General features: G+C 72.2%; 18 protein-coding genes. 4 read left to right on the top strand and 14 right to left on the bottom strand.

Annotated features, from left to right (window positions below):
* Nucleotides 1–38 precede the first annotated feature (38 nt).
* The 11 genes from DI272_RS09995 to DI272_RS09950 form a co-directional block, all read right to left on the bottom strand.
* The gene (locus DI272_RS09995; protein WP_109495004.1) at nt 39–707 is read right to left on the bottom strand and encodes a bifunctional 2-polyprenyl-6-hydroxyphenol methylase/3-demethylubiquinol 3-O-methyltransferase UbiG; all 669 of its coding nucleotides are present in this window, start codon (nt 705–707) and stop codon (nt 39–41) included.
* 10 nt (nt 708–717) lie between these two features.
* A complete protein-coding gene (locus DI272_RS44445) occupies nt 718–876 on the bottom strand; it encodes a hypothetical protein (RefSeq protein WP_181387140.1) in 159 nt (52 codons plus the stop codon).
* Entirely contained in the window at nt 873–1,178 is a 306-nt protein-coding gene (locus DI272_RS09990) for a three-helix bundle dimerization domain-containing protein (RefSeq protein WP_109495003.1), read from the bottom strand. Before DI272_RS09990 ends, DI272_RS44445 begins: the two co-directional genes overlap by 4 nt.
* A gap of 35 nt (nt 1,179–1,213) precedes the next feature.
* The gene (locus DI272_RS09985; RefSeq protein ID WP_109495002.1) at nt 1,214–1,510 is read right to left on the bottom strand and encodes a metal-sensitive transcriptional regulator; all 297 of its coding nucleotides are present in this window, start codon (nt 1,508–1,510) and stop codon (nt 1,214–1,216) included.
* 44 nt (nt 1,511–1,554) lie between these two features.
* A complete protein-coding gene (locus DI272_RS09980; RefSeq protein WP_109495001.1) occupies nt 1,555–2,526 on the bottom strand; it encodes a sulfite exporter TauE/SafE family protein in 972 nt (323 codons plus the stop codon).
* Nucleotides 2,523–3,104 (bottom strand): rhodanese-like domain-containing protein, encoded by a 582-nt coding sequence (locus DI272_RS09975; protein WP_109495000.1) that lies wholly within the window; start codon nt 3,102–3,104, stop codon nt 2,523–2,525. Before DI272_RS09975 ends, DI272_RS09980 begins: the two co-directional genes overlap by 4 nt.
* Before the next feature lie 89 nt (nt 3,105–3,193).
* A complete protein-coding gene (locus DI272_RS09970) occupies nt 3,194–4,579 on the bottom strand; it encodes a rhodanese-like domain-containing protein (RefSeq protein WP_109494999.1) in 1,386 nt (461 codons plus the stop codon).
* 129 nt (nt 4,580–4,708) lie between these two features.
* Nucleotides 4,709–5,938, bottom strand: a complete 1,230-nt coding sequence (locus DI272_RS09965; protein WP_109494998.1) for an FAD/NAD(P)-binding oxidoreductase — start codon at nt 5,936–5,938, stop codon at nt 4,709–4,711.
* A 46-nt stretch (nt 5,939–5,984) separates the two neighbouring features.
* Nucleotides 5,985–6,311, bottom strand: a complete 327-nt coding sequence (locus DI272_RS09960) for a rhodanese-like domain-containing protein (protein ID WP_109494997.1) — start codon at nt 6,309–6,311, stop codon at nt 5,985–5,987.
* Between the two features lie 68 nt (nt 6,312–6,379).
* Nucleotides 6,380–7,861 (bottom strand): HAMP domain-containing sensor histidine kinase, encoded by a 1,482-nt coding sequence (locus DI272_RS09955; RefSeq protein WP_109494996.1) that lies wholly within the window; start codon nt 7,859–7,861, stop codon nt 6,380–6,382.
* Nucleotides 7,851–8,546 carry a response regulator transcription factor gene (locus tag DI272_RS09950; RefSeq protein WP_109494995.1) on the bottom strand — a complete coding sequence of 232 codons (696 nt, stop codon included), beginning with the start codon at nt 8,544–8,546 and terminating at the stop codon, nt 7,851–7,853. Before DI272_RS09950 ends, DI272_RS09955 begins: the two co-directional genes overlap by 11 nt.
* A gap of 174 nt (nt 8,547–8,720) precedes the next feature.
* Here DI272_RS09950 and DI272_RS09945 point away from each other — a divergent pair, with 174 nt between their 5' ends.
* The gene (locus DI272_RS09945; RefSeq protein ID WP_109494994.1) at nt 8,721–9,398 is read left to right on the top strand and encodes a DUF2202 domain-containing protein; all 678 of its coding nucleotides are present in this window, start codon (nt 8,721–8,723) and stop codon (nt 9,396–9,398) included.
* 31 nt (nt 9,399–9,429) lie between these two features.
* Here the strand turns inward: DI272_RS09945 and DI272_RS09940 are convergent, their stop codons facing one another.
* From DI272_RS09940 to DI272_RS09930, 3 genes are all read right to left on the bottom strand, one after another.
* Nucleotides 9,430–9,747, bottom strand: a complete 318-nt coding sequence (locus tag DI272_RS09940) for a hypothetical protein (protein WP_146238317.1) — start codon at nt 9,745–9,747, stop codon at nt 9,430–9,432.
* Nucleotides 9,748–9,812: 65 nt separating this feature from the next.
* Nucleotides 9,813–11,222, bottom strand: coding sequence for a sensor histidine kinase KdpD (locus DI272_RS09935; protein WP_109494992.1), 1,410 nt, complete (start codon nt 11,220–11,222; stop codon nt 9,813–9,815).
* Nucleotides 11,219–11,911 carry a response regulator transcription factor gene (locus tag DI272_RS09930; protein WP_109494991.1) on the bottom strand — a complete coding sequence of 231 codons (693 nt, stop codon included), beginning with the start codon at nt 11,909–11,911 and terminating at the stop codon, nt 11,219–11,221. The genes DI272_RS09935 and DI272_RS09930 overlap by 4 nt, the downstream gene beginning before the upstream one ends.
* Before the next feature lie 157 nt (nt 11,912–12,068).
* Here DI272_RS09930 and DI272_RS09925 point away from each other — a divergent pair, with 157 nt between their 5' ends.
* From DI272_RS09925 to DI272_RS09915, 3 genes are all read left to right on the top strand, one after another.
* Nucleotides 12,069–12,587, top strand: a complete 519-nt coding sequence (locus DI272_RS09925) for a hypothetical protein (protein WP_146238316.1) — start codon at nt 12,069–12,071, stop codon at nt 12,585–12,587.
* A gap of 516 nt (nt 12,588–13,103) precedes the next feature.
* Nucleotides 13,104–15,386 carry an MMPL family transporter gene (locus DI272_RS09920; protein WP_109494989.1) on the top strand — a complete coding sequence of 761 codons (2,283 nt, stop codon included), beginning with the start codon at nt 13,104–13,106 and terminating at the stop codon, nt 15,384–15,386.
* Nucleotides 15,383–16,105 carry a DUF2993 domain-containing protein gene (locus DI272_RS09915; RefSeq protein ID WP_181387139.1) on the top strand — a complete coding sequence of 241 codons (723 nt, stop codon included), beginning with the start codon at nt 15,383–15,385 and terminating at the stop codon, nt 16,103–16,105. Before DI272_RS09920 ends, DI272_RS09915 begins: the two co-directional genes overlap by 4 nt.
* Nucleotides 16,106–16,158 lie beyond the last annotated feature (53 nt).

Raw genomic sequence — 16,158 nt, 5'->3', positions numbered from 1 at the left:
TCGGGCGGAGCTGGAGGCCCGGTTGGCCGACGACAGCGTCAAGCTCGCCGACTGGTACATGGCGGCCAAACCCGCTGCAACGTCCTGGCGCGCCGCCGGGGTGATCGTCGTACGGCGTGGACAAGTGCGTCGAGGGCCGTGCAGCTGTTGCCCTCGGCGTCGGACGCCTGCCGCATGACCGTCTCGGCCCGCAGGATGGCGGCGTGCGGCCGCCACAGGTCGGCGACCTGCTCGGTGGTGTACAGCACGCGTGGATCCTGCGGGCCGCCGTGGCCGTGCTCGGGGTTGGCCGCGTCGTGGCCGACGAGGAGCAGGGTGCCGCCCTTGCCGACGGCGGTGGCGGCCCGGGTCAGCACCTGGGCCATGTCCGGCCACGGCAGGTGGAGATACGCGATCAGGGCCAGGTCGTACGTGGCCTCCGCGGGCGCCCAGAGCGTGAGATCGGCGTGAACGGTGTGCAGCCGCACGCCCCGGTCGGCGGCCAGCGTCTCGGCCTTGTCCAGGGCTACGGCGGAGAAGTCGACGGCGTCCACCTCCCAGCCCCGCTCCGCGAGCCAGACCGCGTTGCGGCCTTCGCCTGCGGCGAGGTCCACCGCCCGTCCGGACGGCTCCAGAGCGGCCAGTGCTTCGGCGACGAAGCGGTTGGGTTCGGCCTTCCACACCAGTTCGCTGCCGCGGTAGCGCTCGTCCCAGCTCGCCGCGTCCATGTCCTGCGCCTCATTTCTCCGCGTGCGCGGGATCGTCGTCCGTGTCGATGTCGTCGTCCGGGTTCATCGTGTCGTCCTCCGCGAGCAGCCAGGGGTAGGGGCAGCTGCTGGGGTCCGGGGCGATGCAGGGGCGGGATCGGTCCAGGACACACTTCGGGGTCGGTTTCACGTCCCGCCGCCTCTCGCGCCCAGGGCGGCGAAGCGTTCGGACAGCTGCCCCGCGGCACGTTTCAAGGCCAGGACGGGAACGTAGTGCCGTACGCGCGCGTCGGCGAAGAACGCGAACGCCTCCGCCGCTGCCGTCGCCAGTGTCTCGGACGGGAGATCCGGGAATCGGCGTGCGAGCCGCTCCTGGACGTGCCGGCGGGCGCGTTGCTCCGCCGCCGGTGTCGGGGGGCCGGCCGGTCGGGTGTCGGGGCAGTGACTGCCCGGCTGGACGGCCCAGTCGGTGATGACGGCGCGGGAGATCACCTTGCACCCACTGAGTTGGGATTACGGGGTCCGGGTCAGGAGAGCGTCAGGAACAGCTTCTCCAGTTCGGCCTCGCTCAGCGGCGGGACGTGTCCCTGTTGCTGTTCGGTGAGGCACTGGCGGATGCCGCCCGCCACTATCTTGAAACCGGCCCGGTCCAGGGCGTGGGTGACCGCGGCCAGCTGGTTGACGATGTCCTTGCGGTCGCGGTCCGCCTCGATCATGGCGATGACCGCGGCCAGTTGTCCCTGGGCCCGCCGTAGCCGGTTGAGTACCTCGGCCCACGAGTCCGCTTCCTTGTCGGCGGTGTTCGCGACTTCGGTGGTGTGCACCAGACACCTCCTCGGGGCCGGGTGGGGGAGTGTGTACCACGTACCTAGGTGTCCTGCGGCGACGCGCTGACGCCGTTGGCGCGCGCGGTCTTGGCACGGACGGCGAGCGAGACCACAGGTTCGGTTGCGCCATCCGGCACCGCCGGGGTGTCGCCCGTCCGCTCCGGCGTTCGGTCGGAGCGCCCCAGCATGTACCAGCTGAACGCGACCCCTGCCGTCGCGGCCACGGAGGCCCATGTCCAGGGGCTGGTCAGCAGCGTGTGGCGCAGATCGGAGCCGGTCTGCTGGCTGAGGACGAAGACGCCCATGACGGCGACGAACCAGCCGAAGGACTTGCGCAGCGCGTCCTGCGGGATGCGCCCGGCGAGCAGACCGCCGACCAGGCTGCCGACCACGGCGGTCGCCGTGACGAGTGCGGCGAAGCCCCAGTCGATGTGCACGCTGGCGAGATATCCGGCCAGGCCGGCGAAGGACTTCATGGAGATGACCAGCAGCGAGGTGCCGACCGCGACGGTCATCGGCAGGCCGCCGAGCAGCGCGAGCGCGGGCACGACGAGGAAGCCTCCGCCGGCGCCGACCAGTCCGGTCACCAGGCCGACGACGATGCCGTCCAACAGGACGTGCAGAACGGGGAGTTCGTGGTGGACCTTCTTCGGTGCCTGCCGGCGTCCGCGGATCATGGCGACGGCCGTGGCGATCATCATGAGGGCGAAGGCGACGAGCAGGACGGTGCCGGGGATGAACTCGGCGAGTCGTCCGCCCGCGTAGGCCCCGGTCATGCCGGCGAACCCGAACAGCAGGCCCGTACGCCAACGCACGCGTCCGGCACGCGCGTGCGAGACGACTCCGGCGGCGCTGGTGACGCCGACGACGAACAGGGAGGTGGCGATGGCCTCCTTGGTCTCCATGCCGGCCAGGTAGACCAGGATGGGGACGGTTAGGATGGACCCGCCGCCGCCCAGGATGCCGAGGCTGACGCCGATGAGCAGGGACGCGGCGATGATGACCGCGATCATGACGTGCCCCGCAGGGCGGCGACGACCGTGTCGAGGTCGGTGCGCGGGCCGCGGTTGTAGGGCAGCTTCGACAGCAGCATTCCCATGGCGCAGGTGTTGGTGAGTGCGGCGATGGTCAGTCCCGCGCCGACTGCCGTGCCGATCAGGTGCAGTCCGGGCACGAACAGGCCCGCGACGCCGGTCACCAGGACGAGGGCTCCGGCGACGAGCCGGACCTGGCGCTCCAGGTCCCAGCGTTCGGGCCCGCGGGTGAGCGGGCCTCCGGCGGTCTCCCAGGCCAGGACGCCGCCGTCGAGGACGCGCAGGTTGGGCAGTCCGGCTTCGGCGAGGGCCTGTTCGGCCTGGGCGGCGCGAGCTCCGGAGCGGCAGATGAGGATGACGTCCTCGTCGAGGTGGTGGCGCAGTTCGGCGCGGTGTTCGCGCAGGGTGTCGAGGGGGACGTTGTAGGAGCCGGGTATGTGGGCGGTGCGGAACTCGCCGGGCGTGCGCACGTCCAGCAGACGGGGGCCGTCGCCGGACTGGGTCAGGTCGCGCAGCGTGGCGGGGTCGAGGCGTGGTTTGTCGGCATGGATGGTCATCGGGGGTCCCTGCTGTCGGTGAAGCGTGCTGTCTCGATGGGGGGCGGGCGGCGGCCGGTGGCCTGGTCGCCGCCCGGTGCGCGGGTGGATCAGACGTCGGCGGATGCGGGCAGGGCGAGCCAGGCGCCGTAGCCGCCGAGCAGGTCGGAGACGTCGGTGCGGCCCTGGTGGCGCAGCAGGCTGGCGGCGATGGAGGAGCGGTGTCCGCCCGCGCAGTGCACGACCAGGGACCGGTCGGCCGGGATCTCCGCGGCGCGGCGGGCGAGTTCGGCCAGCGGGATGTGCAACGAGCCCTCGATGAAGCCCTCTTCGCGTTCGGCGGTGTTGCGCACGTCGAGCACCAGCGGCGGTTCCTCGCTGTCGAGCAGACGGTGCAATTCGTCGGCGGTGAGCCGGCTGGCCTGCTCCATCTCGTCGGCCAGGGCGGGGAAGGCGCCCTCGGGTTCGCGCAGGTAGCCGCCGACCTTGTCGAAGCCGATCCGGGCGAGGCGGGTGACGACCTCCTCCTCGCGGTCCTGCGGCGCGATGACGACGACGTCCTGTTCGGGGGCGACGACCATGCCGGCCTGTTCGGCGAAGCGGCCGTCGGCGGGCACGTTGACCGAGCCGCGCAGGTACCCGGGCGCGAAGTCCTGCGGGGAACGGGCGTCGACCACGACGGCTCCGGCCGCGCGCCGCTGCATGAACTCCTCCACCGACAGGGGCCGGGGTGCGGCGGCCGCGTCGAACAGGCCGTGCTCCTTGCGGTTGAGGAGGGCGTCGTAGACGAAGTAGGCGGGCGCGGACGGCTGCCCCTCCGTCACCAGCGACACGAACTTCTCCTCGCTCATCGGCCGGCAGGCGTAGTTGGTGACGCGCTGCTCGCCGATGGTGGACTGGCGCTGGGTGGAGAGGTTCTTGCCGCAGGCGGAGCCGGCGCCGTGGGCGGGGAAGACCCGCACAGCGTCCGGGAGGTCCATCAGCTTGTGCTGGATGGTGTCGTAGAGCATCTTGCCGAGTTCGTCGGCGGTCACGCCGATGGAGGCGAGCAGGTCGGGCCGGCCGACGTCGCCGATGAACAGCGCGTCGCCGGTCAGGACCCCGTAGGGGACGGCGTCGCTCGCGTGCTCGTACACCAGGACGCTGATCGACTCCGGGGTGTGCCCGGGGGTTTCGAGGATTTGCAGCTGGACGTCGCCGAGCGTGATGCGCTCGCCGTCGACGAGCTTGTGGATGGGGTATTCGGCCTCGGCGCGCTGTCCGTAGCCGATCCAGGCGCCGGTGCGGTCGGCGAGCTCCAGATGGCCGGCGAGGAAGTCGGCGTGGAAGTGGGTATTGATGACGGCCTCGATGGTGAAACCGTGCGCGGCGGCGTCGGTGAGGTACTCGGAGATGTCGCGGCGCGGGTCGACGACGACGGCCTTGCCGGTGCTCTCGTCGGCGATCATGTAGGACGCCTGGGAGAGGCAGTCGAGGTAGTACTGGGCGAAGAACATGGTCGGGTGACCTCCAGGTCGGATGAGGTGAATTACCCCGGGGGGTATATAGAAGGCGCTGGTCCGCCTATGTCGGAGGGCGGAGGGGTGGTGGTCGGCCCGGGTCGGGGGATGCCCGGGCCCGACCGGTCAGAGGCGGCCGGTGAGCATGCCGTGCCAGTAGATCGGCGGCAGTCCGTACCGCTTGAACAGCCACATCGTGCGCCGCTCCTTGAAGGGGTCGAGCAGCGGGAACGACGGGGTGGGGTTGAGGTCGTAGTCGAACTCGGCGAGCAGCATTCGGTCGCGGGCGGTCACCAGCGGGCAGGACGTGTAGCCGTCGTAACTATGGGACGGGGAAAGGCCGTTCATGACGTCGAGCAGGTTGCCGGCCACGACCGGGGCCTGCTTGCGCACCGCGGCACCGGTCTTCGACGTGGGCAGGTTCGCCACGTCCCCGAGCGCGAAGACGTTGTTGTGGTGCGGGTGCTGGAGGGTGTGCTTGTCGGCGGCGACGAAGCCCTGCGGGCTGGCCGGGGCGGCGAGCGGGCTCGTCTTGACCCAGTCGGGGGCGCTCTGCGGCGGCACGGCGTGCAGGAGGTCGTAGCCGATGGTCTCCTTGGTGCCGTTCGCGTGGTCGGTGACGGTGAGCTCGCGGGCGTCGCCGTCGACGGCGGTCATCTCGGAGCGCAGCCGCACCTCGATGCCGTAGCGGGCGGCGACCTTCTCCAGGACCTGTGACCAGGCCGGCACCTTGAACATCGCCGGATCGGGGATGACCAGGACGATCCGGATGTCGTCGAGGACCTTCCGCCTGCGCCAGTGGTCGGCGGCCAGGTAGGCGATCTTCTGCGGGGCTCCGCCGCACTTCAGTGGGGTCGCCGGGTGCGTGAAGACGGCCGTGCCCGAGCGCATCTGCTGGATGAGTTCCCAGGTGCGCGGGGCGTGCTCGGGTGCGTAGTTGCTGCTCACCCGGTCGTGGCCCACGGCCTCGGCCAGGCCCGGCACGCCGTCCCAGTCGAGCTGGAGACCCGGTGCCATCACCAGGTGTTCGTAGGTGAGTTCGGCGTCGCCGGACAGGGTCACCGTGCGGGTGTCGGGGTCGATGGCCAGGGCGCTGCGGCGGATCCAGCGCACGCCGCCCGGGATGACCGATCCCTCGGGGCGGCGGGTGGCGCGCAGGGGTGCCTGGCCGCCGCCGACCAGGGTCCACAGGGGCTGGTACCAGTGGGTGTCGGACGGTTCGATCAGGGTGATGTCGGTGACGCCGGCGCGGCGCAGGCGGGCGGCGACGCTGATGCCGGCGCTGCCGCCGCCGATGACGGCGACGCGGTGGCGGCCGGAGATCGGAGTGTCGGTGGGGGAGGGGGTGGTGGCCAAGGCGGTGCTCCTTTCCGGCTGGCCGTTGTACGGGTGTCGGACGGGGTCAGGCGGCGTGCTCGTGGGAACCGGCCGCGACGGGACGTCCGGCGCGGGCCCAGGCGCCCGTGCCGCCGGTCACGGAGTAGGCGTCGACGCCACGGGAGTTCATCCAGTCGGCAGCCGTCTTGCTGCGGTTGCCGCTGGCGCAGATCACGAACACCGGTCGGTCGCTGGGCAGTTCACCGCACCGGGCGGGCACGGTGCGCAGCGCCATCAGGCGGGCGCCGGGCACGTGTCCGGCGGCGTATTCGTCCGCCTCCCGTACGTCGATGACGAGTGCGCCGTCGGCCCAGGCCGCCGCGAACGCTTCCTGTGTCACTTCGCGAGCCACTTGACTGCCTCCTCGATTACCCCCGGGGGTATCTTGCCGCCGAGAGTACGGCGACCCGGAGACCCGCGTCAAATACCCCTGGGGGTATTTGCCTGGGAGGTAACTCGCGGCTCGGTGACGGTGCCCGCACCGCGGCGGGATCCCTGCGGCGCGGTCCTGGGCAGCCGGAGGGTCATACGTGTCCCGCCGCCCGGTCCGCAGACCGCGGTGACCGTGCCGCCGTGAGCGGTGACCAGCTCCTTGACCACGGCCAGGCCGATGCCGCTGCCGCCTCCGGCCCGAGCGCGGGCCCCGCGCCACAGCCGGTCGAAGACGTGCGGCAACTCGTCGGCGGGGATGCCAGGGCCGGTGTCGGCCACCTCGACGAGAGCTTCGGTGGGCGTGGCGGACGTGGTGACGGTGACGGTGTCGCCGGCACGGCAGTGGCGGGCCGTGTTGCTGAGCAGGTTGCCGAGCGCCTGGTGCAGCCAGTCGGCGTCGGCGCGCACCAGCAGCGGAGCGGGGCCGAGGACCGTGCGTACGGTCAGCCCGGCGGTGCGCAGTTCGGCCTCCCGTGCGGCCACGGCGGCCTCAGTCAGGGCGGTCAGATCCACCTCGGCCAGGTGCAGGGACAGGCGGGCCGACTCGGCCTCGGCGAGTTTCCCGAGGTCGTCGACGATGCGGCCCAGCCGCAGGGCCTGGTCGTGCAGCGAGGCCAGACGGTCCGGGGCCGGCTCGGTGTAGCCGTCGCGCAATTCCTCCAGCCCCGCCTGCAACGAGGTCAGGGGCGTGCGCAGTTCGTGGGCGACATCTGCGGCGAGGCGGTGGCGGGCCTGCTCCGCGTGGCCGACGTCGTCGGCCATGGCGTCGAAGGCGCGGGCGAGGTCGCCCAGTTCACCGGGTGCGTCGATCCGGGCCCGGGCGCTGCGGTCCCCTGCCGCCAGCGCACGCGCGGTCACGGCGACCCGGACGACCGGAGCCGTCAGGCGCCGGGTGACGAACCAGCTCACGGCCAGCGCCAGAGCCAGCGCACCGGCGGCGGCCGCGGCCACCCAGCCCCAGGCGACGGACAGACCCGCCGACGCGGATCCGGCCGAGAAGGCCAGGTGCACGGAGCCGACGGTGCGGCCGTCGACCATCACGAGCGCGTTCGCGCCGGGGCCCGAGCCCATGCCCTGCCCGTGCTGCCCCTGCCCCGAACCGGGCATGCCGTGCTCGTCCCGGGATCCGGATCCGCCGGAGAGCGTCTCGTCGTCCGCGTTGCGCACCGTGAGCACCGCCCCGGCGCCCGCGGCGAGAGAACGCGCCGCCGACAGGTCGGCCGTCGACCAGTCGCCCGCGGCCCGGTAGGCGTCGGCTGCCGCCCCGGCCACCCGGTCGGCGGTGCGCTGCCGGTCGGCTTGGTGGGCGCTGCTCAGCCCGCGGTCGGTTCCGACGAGCGCCGCGGTCGTCAGCAGCGCCACGGAGGCCAGCGCCACCAAGGCGAACGCGGCGAACAGGCGTCGCCCGAGCGGGCCGAGCCCGCCGGACGGCCGAACGCCGGAGCGCGGCGCACCGGGCTCACGGGTCACGGGACCACCCCAGCCGATAGCCCACGCCCAGCACCGTCACCACGAGGTCGGCGCCGGCTTCCCCGAGCTTGTGCCGCAGATTCTTCACATGCGAGTCGATCGTCCGCTCGTACCCGGCGAACTCGTAGCCGCGCACCCGGTTGACCAGCTCATAGCGTGAGAACACCCGACCGGGCACCGATGCCAGCGCGGTCAGGAGACCCCACTCGGTGGGCGTCAACTCCAGGGAACAGCCATCCACTACTGCCTCGTGCCGGGCCTCGTCGATCCGCAGTCGTCCGTCGCCGTACGACAGAACCGGCACCGCCCCCGTCGCCGTACCCCCGACCCGCTGCAGCACCGCACCTACTCGCAGCACCACCTCGGTGGGACTGAACGGCTTGGTCACATAGTCGTCGGCGCCGAGCCGCAGCCCGTGGATACGGTCCTCGACGGTCGTCCGTGCGGTCAGCACGACCACCGGCACCCGGCCGCGCTCGCGGGCCTCGCGCAGCACCTCGTCACCGTCCACGTCCGGCAGCCCGAGGTCCAGCAGCGTCAGATCGATCCCCGGCTCACCGAGCAGGCGCACCGCCTCCGCACCCGAGCCGGTCGTCAGCACCCCGTACCCCGCGCGCTCCAGGTAGCGGCGCAGCAGGTCACGGATCTCCCTCTCGTCCTCGACGACGAGCACGGTGCCGGCCATGCCCCACATCTACGCATCACGGGTCCGCCTCCGGGAGGGGCCGAACAGCCCCAACCCGCCCGGCGGTCGTCTCCATCCCGTCTCCACACGCAGCGCACGACGACTGCAGGACCGGGCGCGACGGTGACGGTGTGGGAACGCAAGGACGCTCCCGCGGAGTCGAGGAGGTTCGCCATGAAGCGCAACGTCAAGGTCGCGACGGCTGTCACCGCGGGCGTGCTCGCCATCGGCGGAGTACTGGCCGGCGGCGCGGTGGCCGCGGGCACCGACGGCACCACGGCACCGGGCACCACCGCGCGGCAGCAGATGATGACGGGCCGTCAGCACTACGCCGAACGGCACGGTGAGGGCATGCAGGACACCCGCCGCGACGGGAGCTGCACCCGCTACACCGCCCTCGCCGCGCAGGGCACCCTGACCGCGACCCAAAGGACCACGCTGGCGGGCATGGCGGAGGAGGAGAAGCTCGCGCACGACCTCTACACCGCGTTCGCCGCACGCTACGACGTACGCGTCTTCGAGCGGATCGCAGCGGCAGAGACCAGCCACCTGACCGCCGTGCGCACCCTGCTGGACCGCTACGACGTCACCGACCCGACCGCCGGCAAGCCGGCCGGTGAGTTCACCGACCCGGCCGTCCAGGCCACCTACGACCGGCTGTTGAAGCAGGGCGAGGACAGCCTGTCCGGGGCCCTGAAGGCCGGGCGCACGGTCGAGACCGAGGACATCGCCGCACTGACCAAGGCGCTGTCCGGACTCACCGCCCCGGACACCCGCCAGGTGTACACCAACCTGCTCGCCGCCTCCGAGCGGCACCTGGCGGCGTTCGAGCACTGGATCGCCGCGGAATAGGGAGGTGATGTCGGGTTCGCATGTGTGGTGTTCAGACCGGGTCGTCCGGCCGGTTGTGGTCGGCCGCGCCCATCGCGCCTCGTCGGAAACCGGTTCCGTAGGTGCCGTCGGCGATGCCCCGGACGACGCGGTCGACGGCAGCCCTGCGGGCCGCGTCGTCGGAGAGAGCCAGGGCCCGGTCCAGGTCCTGGCGCAGCCTGCGGGGCATGCCCTGCTCCCGGTCGGCGGCCGCGCCCTGCCGTCGCGCACGCTCCGATGCCGTGCCGGCGCCACCCCGGACGAGGGCCGCCGCGGTACGCCGCAGCAGGGCGATCGGTCGTCCTGGAAGGAACCTCGGCGGCACTGGCATGATCCTGTCGTTCCTTTCGTCCACCGGCCCGGGAGCGAGCGTGGCGGATCGGAGCGACGACGGTGTCAGCGTGATGTTCGGGGCGTGTAAGGAGCAGTCGGTGGGCCGGCATCGGGGTGTGGTGGCAGGCAGACGGTGAAGCAGGCGCCGCCCTCGGGTGCGCGGCCGTCGGCGGTGATGGTGCCGCCGAGCCGGGCTGTGAGGCGGTGGGCGATGGCCAGGCCCAGTCCGCTGCCGACGGCGCGGACGCCCCGGTAGCGGTCGGTGAGGGCGCCGCGTTCGAAGGCGACGGCGATGTCGTCGTCGGTGAGGCCGGGGCCGCCGTCGCGGACCTCCAGGACGGCGCCGGGCCCTTCCGTGCGCAGGGCCAGGACGAGGGGCTTTCCGGCCGGTGTAACGCGCAGCGCGTTCTCGGCGAGGCCGTCGATGAGTTGCCGTACCCGGAAGCCGTCGGTGGTGATCGTCAGCGGAACTCCCGGGCGTTCGAGGCGGAAGTCGACCTCGTGGCGGGCGCACCGGGCCGCCCATGCGTCCGCGGCCTCCGCCAGCAGGGCGTCGAGGTCGGTTTCACCGGTGTCGAGACGGAAGTCGTCGGTTTCGAGGCGGGCCAGGGCGAGCAGGTCGCCGACGAACCGTTCGAGCCGCTCGATCTCGGTGCGCAGGATGCGGCCGGCCTCGGGCACCTCGTCGCCGGTGATCACCTCGTCGGCGAGGGCCTCGGCGTAGCCCCGTGCCGCGGTCAGCGGGGTGCGGATCTCGTGGGAGACGGAGAGCAGGAAGTCCCGCTGCCGGCCCTCGCTGTGGGCGAGCGCCGCGTCCAGGGTGTTCAACGCGCCGGCCAGCTCGGCCACTTCGGTGGGCCCCTCGGCGGGCACCGTCAGCCCGCGCTCGCCCTCGGACAGCCGGTGCGCGGTACGGGCGGCGGAGACGAGCGGCCGGGTCAGGCGCCGGGCGAGCAGCGCGCCGGCGAGGGCGGCACCGACAAGACCCAGCACCAGGGGCAGGACAAGGCTGCCGCGCATGCGGTCGGTGGCCTGGTCGACGGCGTTCATCGGCTGCGTGAGCACCAGCCCGCCCCCGGTGCTGGTGGGGGTGCCCTCCACCAGCACCGTCCGGCCGTCGAGCCGGGCGGTGGCGGACACCTCGTGCCCGGCGAGCAGGGCCCGGCGCTGCGCGTCGTCGACGACTGCCGCCGCCGGTCCCACGACCTCGGCGGAGGGACGCACCAGGGCGAGCCGGATCTCGTCGGGACCCGCGATGCGCTGCTGCCGGTCCAGCATCCACGACGCCAGGGGCGGAGTGCGGGCCATGACCTCCGCCTGCCGGGAGAGCTGGTCGCGTTCCTGCACCTCGGCGTTCGTGCGGATGACCCGCCAGGCGAACAACCCGGTCAGGACGACGGCGACCGCGGCCACCGTGGTGGTGAGCAGGACGAGGCTCCCCCTCAGGGAGCCGCGGCGGGCAGCGATCGTCATCGGGCGGTATCGGCATCGGTGACGCTGTAGCCGACGCCCCGGACGGTGCGGATCGGGCTGGCGTCAGCGAGTTTGGCGCGCAGCTGGGAGACGTAGACGTCCATCACACGGGTGTCCCGGTAGTCCGCGTAGCCCCAGACCTGCGCGAGCAACTGCTCGCGGGTGAAGACCTGTTCGGGGTGGTGCATGAGGAAGGCGAGCAGATTGAACTCGGTCGTGGTCAGTTCGACGGGGCGCTCGTCCACCCGGAGGGTGCGCCGTCCGGCGTCCAGCGTGAGCCGGCCCAGCCGGCGCACCGGATCCCGCCCCGGATCCGCCGCGCGGCGCAACAGGCTCTTGACGCGGGCGACAAGCTCCTGCGGCGAGAAGGGCTTGGTGAGGTAGTCGTCGCCGCCCAGTTCCAGTCCGAGGATCCGGTCGGTGACCTCGTCCCGCGCGGTCACGAACAGCACGGGAGTCCAGTCGCCCTGCTCGCGCAGCCGTCGGCATAGCTCCATGCCGTCCATGCCGGGCAGGGCGATGTCCAGCACGATCGCCGCCGGGCGCATCCTGCGGGCGGCGGCCAGGGCGGCGTGGCCGTCGGTCTCGACGTGGACGCCGAATCCCTCCCGGCTCAGGTAGCGCCGCTGCAGGTCCGCGATGTTCCGCTCGTCCTCCACGACCAGGACGAGCCCTTTGCTCTCCGGCATCTGCCTCTCACTTCCCGATCCGGCTCTCGATGCTAACCAGGCGCGGCCCCCGCGAGCACCCGCGCCAGGGGCCCTTACACGCCCCGAACATTCGCCGAACCTCCTCCTCGCACCCCTTCGACACGCTGGGCCGCAGATCGAGCAAGGGGAGGATCTTGTGAACCGTTTGACCAGCGTGGCGGCCCGCCGCGCGCGAAGGACGCTGCTGGCCATCACCGTCGCTGCCACTGCCGTGACCGGACCGCTGTGGGCGGCATCGTCCGGGTCGACTACGGCCACCACGGCTACTACGGCCTCTTCGGCACTCGCCGTGGCCGTCGCAGACACCGACCCGCACATGCTGCCCGCTTGGATCCCGGACGACCTCCGCACCGACCTGCGACAGCTGCGTGGCATGGACCCGGAGCAGCGTCAGAAGGCGGCGGCACGGATCTGGCAGGACGCACTGGACGGTGACTACGGCACCGTCGTCAAGCTCCGGGCCGAGCGAGCACAGCAGCGCTACCGGCTCCTTCCGGAGCAACTGCGGGGCGACCTGGGGAAGTTGCGCGGACTGAGCGGAGACGAACTGCGCGGCGGACTCGTGGACATCCGCGACAAGGCGCTCGACGGTGACTACGGCGACCGGGTGCGGCAGTGGGCGGAACGGCGCAGCGGTTTCTGGCAGCAGCACTGAACATGACACCCCTGAGAGCCGAAGTGCCTTCGGCCGTGCTCGTCGCCGTCCAGTCGCTGACGGGCGCCGCTCCCGCCGGTACCGATCCGCTGCGCCCGCGGCAGTACGGCCGGGTTCTCCAACTGCGGCGACCCCCGCTCGGTGGCCGCACCCTGCGTCCCGGGGGCTACGCCCGCAAGTGCGGTAGGTCCATGTCGGTGCCCCAAGTCGGGGCGGAGGCGGCGCTGCTGATCGGTCGGGGCGCCGATCCGGCCCACCGTCCGCGAGGTGATCGCCGAGACCACGCGTCCGACGGACGGCCCCCGGCTCGGGCCACCGGACCTGATGCGGCCGGCTCGGGAGGAGCGGATTCGGTCCGCCCGGGAGAAGCTGCCCTCCTCGGGCTGAGCCCCGCCATCGCCACCGGCCTGCTCACCACGCTCGCCGTCTTCCTGCGCCCCACCCGCCGGCACCCCGTCCCCGCCGACACCCTTGAGCCTGTCCCACGCCCACCCGGGCCCGAACAGAAGCGACACCATGACAACGAACCACCCGACTGACACCACCTCCCAACCGCCCACTCCTGTCGGCCGCTTGCACCGGCTCGGCCGCTGGTGCGCCCGCCGGGCCTGGTGCGTGCTCGGCACCTGGCTGCTGGTGGCGGTGGCCGCCATCGGCGCCGACCGAGCCTGGGGCGGCACGTACGACGACGACTTCTCCCTGCCCGGCACCTCCGTGCAGACCGGCGCCGACCTGCTGAATGCGCACGGTTCCCGGGAGGTGCGTGGCACGGCCTCCCAGATCGCCTTGCACACGGACAGCGGGACGCTCGACGCGCACCGGGACGCGGTCGGCGACACGGTCTCGCACCTGCGGAAGCTGCCCGAGGTGCTCTCGGTGGCCGACCCGCTGACCACCCCGGGCGCGGTCTCGGCCGACGGCGCCACCGCCATCGTCACCGTCCGCTTCACGCAGAGCCCGGCCAAGTTCGACAAGTCCTACCTCGACCGTGTCGACGACGCCGTCCGGCCACTGCGCACGGACCACGTCCAAGTCGAATACGGAGGCCCGCTGGGGCAGTTGGCGCGTCCCAAGGCCGCCGACCGGCTGTCCGAGGCCATCGGTCTGATCACCGCCGTGGTCGTGCTGCTGGTCGGATTCGGCAGCGTCGCGGCAGCCCTACTGCCGCTGCTGACCGCGATCGTCGCCCTGCTCACCGGCATCTCCCTGCTCGGCCTGCTGGCCGCCGCCGTCTCCTTCGGCGACGCCGCACCGACCCTGGCCACGATGATGGGGCTGGGCGTCGGCATCGACTACACCCTCTTCCTGATCACCCGCCACCGAAGGCTGCTGCGGGACATCGGCGCCGGCGCCGACCCGGCCGAGGCAGCGGGCCGGGCGGTCGCGACCAGCGGACGTGCGGTGATCGTGGCCGCGGCGACCGTGGCCCTCGCGCTCGGCGGCCTGTACGCCTCCGGTGTCGGTTTCATCGGCAGCCTCGGCGCGGCCGCCGGCCTCACCGTGGTGGTCGCCGCCGTCGCCGCCCTCACCCTGGCCCCCGCCCTGCTGGGCATCGCCGGCCGCCGCATCGACCGCTGGCGGGTGCGCACCCCGGTGGACGAGCCGACCGGAACCACTGATACCTGGCACCGCTGGGCCGGCACGGTCGGCCGCCGCCCCTGGCTCTTCCTCGTCCTCGGCGTCGTCGTCCTCGGCGTCCTGAGCATCCCCACCGCCTCGATGCGCCTCGGCCACATCGACCACGGCGCCGACCCCACCGGCTACACCGACCGCCGCGCCTACGACCTGATCTCCGACGGCTTCGGACCCGGCGCCAACGGTCAGTTCACCGTCGTCGTCGACCTCGGCGGACAGCAGACCGACATCAAGGAACTCACCGCCTCCCTGCACGACGCGCTGGCTGCGACCCCCGGCGTCGCCCAGGCGTCCAATCCGAGCGCGACCGAGGACCAGGCCCTGCTCGTGACCACGGTCACCCCCGACACCGGCCCCGAGGAGCAGGCCACCTCCGACCTCCTGCACCGACTGGAGGACGACACGCTGCCCGACGCCCTGGCCGGCACGGGCGCCCACGGCCATGTCACCGGCGTAACAGCCGCCCAACTCACCTTCCGCGACGTCGTGGTGGACCGGCTTCCGGTCATCATCGCGGTCGTGGTCGCAGCGGCCTTCCTCCTGCTGCTGACCGCCTTCCGCAGCCTCCTCGTCGCGCTCAAGGCCGCCCTGCTCAACCTGCTGTCCATCGGCGCCGCCTACGGAGTCGTCGTCGCGGTCTTCCAATGGGGCTGGGGCGGCTCACTCCTCGGCGTCGACGAACCCGTACCCGTCGAGTCGTACGTCCCGATGATGATGTTCGCCATCGTCTTCGGCCTGTCCATGGACTACGAGGTCTTCCTCCTCTCCCGCATCCGCGAGTCCTGGCTGCACACGAAGGACAACCACCTCAGCGTCGCCACCGGCTTGGCCGGCACCGCCCGCGTCATCACCTGCGCCGCCCTGATCATGACCAGCGTCTTCCTCGCCTTCCTGCTCTCCACCAACGTGGTGATCAAGATGCTGGCCCTCGGACTGGGCGTCAGCGTCGTCATCGACGCCACCGTCGTCCGGCTCGTCCTGGTGCCCGCCACCATGTACCTGCTCGGCCGCGCCAACTGGTGGCTGCCCCACTGGCTGGACCGCCTCCTGCCCCGCCTGGACCCCGAAGGACCGGCGCCGACCGCGCCCGATGCGGAGGACATGTGCGGCCATGAGCGACCGGAATCCGCCGAGGCCCCGGCCACATTGGGAGAGCAGCGGTGAAACGGTACGTGCTCCACGTCTTCCGGCGACATCGCATCGCGTCGATCACCGCCGTCGCCCTCGCCGCCCTGCTCCTGATCGTCACCGCCGCCGAACTCACCGCCCGTGGCCTGCTGGAGGGCCGCCTCGCCGCCACGGTCGACCGGAAACTCGGCCAGGGCAGCGAGGTCGACATCGACGGCGGGCCGGCCCTGCTCGACCTGTTCGAACGCCATCTGGACGCCGTCACCGTCAGCAGTGACCATGCCACCATCGGCCGTCTCCCCGACGTGTCCGTCCACGCCCGCCTGGACGACATACGCCTGACCGGCGACCACTCGGGCACCGTCGCCCGCACCCATGCCGAGGTCGAGGTGCCCGCCGCCTCCCTGCAGAGCCTGGCCACCACGCCCAACGGAAGGCTCCCGGTCTCCGGTGTCCGCCTCGACGCCCGGGCCGACACACTCACCCTCGCCCTCGGCCAGGGCGGCCTCGGACAGGCAACCCTCAAGCCCGAACTGCGGAACGGACACCTGAGCCTGCGCCTCGAAGACGCCGAGATCCTCGGCAACCCGGCACCCACCGCGCTCGTCGACCGGATCCAGAAGAACCTGACCGACCGGACGGACACCGCCTACCCCCTGGGCCTCAAGGCCACCTCGGTCGACGTCACCGAGACCGGCCTCGACGTCACCCTCGCGGGAGGGCCGAGCCGGTTCCCGACGCGAAATGGCGTATGAACGGTGCGCACACAAGAGCGGCGTGCCGGTCACATGACCGGCACGCCGCGCTC

The organism is Streptomyces sp. Act143 (assembly GCF_003143935.1).
Lineage (GTDB): Bacteria > Actinomycetota > Actinomycetes > Streptomycetales > Streptomycetaceae > Streptomyces.
The sequence above is the reverse complement of the archived record's forward strand: the minus strand, read 5'-3'. Positions and strand labels throughout refer to the sequence as shown.

What these genes read in the sequence shown, in the direction of transcription:
- DI272_RS09950 (WP_109494995.1), bottom strand. Translation starts at nt 8,546, where the DNA reads ATGGCCGGCACCGTGCTCGTCGTCGAGGACGAGAGGGAGATCCGTGAC.
- DI272_RS09930 (WP_109494991.1), bottom strand. Translation starts at nt 11,911, where the DNA reads ATGCCGGAGAGCAAAGGGCTCGTCCTGGTCGTGGAGGACGAGCGGAAC.
- DI272_RS09995 (WP_109495004.1), bottom strand. Translation starts at nt 707, where the DNA reads ATGGACGCGGCGAGCTGGGACGAGCGCTACCGCGGCAGCGAACTGGTG.
- DI272_RS09975 (WP_109495000.1), bottom strand. Translation starts at nt 3,104, where the DNA reads ATGACCATCCATGCCGACAAACCACGCCTCGACCCCGCCACGCTGCGC.
- DI272_RS09920 (WP_109494989.1), top strand. Translation starts at nt 13,104, where the DNA reads ATGACAACGAACCACCCGACTGACACCACCTCCCAACCGCCCACTCCT.
- DI272_RS09935 (WP_109494992.1), bottom strand. Translation starts at nt 11,222, where the DNA reads ATGACGATCGCTGCCCGCCGCGGCTCCCTGAGGGGGAGCCTCGTCCTG.
- DI272_RS09980 (WP_109495001.1), bottom strand. Translation starts at nt 2,526, where the DNA reads ATGATCGCGGTCATCATCGCCGCGTCCCTGCTCATCGGCGTCAGCCTC.
- DI272_RS09945 (WP_109494994.1), top strand. Translation starts at nt 8,721, where the DNA reads ATGAAGCGCAACGTCAAGGTCGCGACGGCTGTCACCGCGGGCGTGCTC.
- DI272_RS09940 (WP_146238317.1), bottom strand. Translation starts at nt 9,747, where the DNA reads ATGCCAGTGCCGCCGAGGTTCCTTCCAGGACGACCGATCGCCCTGCTG.
- DI272_RS09970 (WP_109494999.1), bottom strand. Translation starts at nt 4,579, where the DNA reads ATGTTCTTCGCCCAGTACTACCTCGACTGCCTCTCCCAGGCGTCCTAC.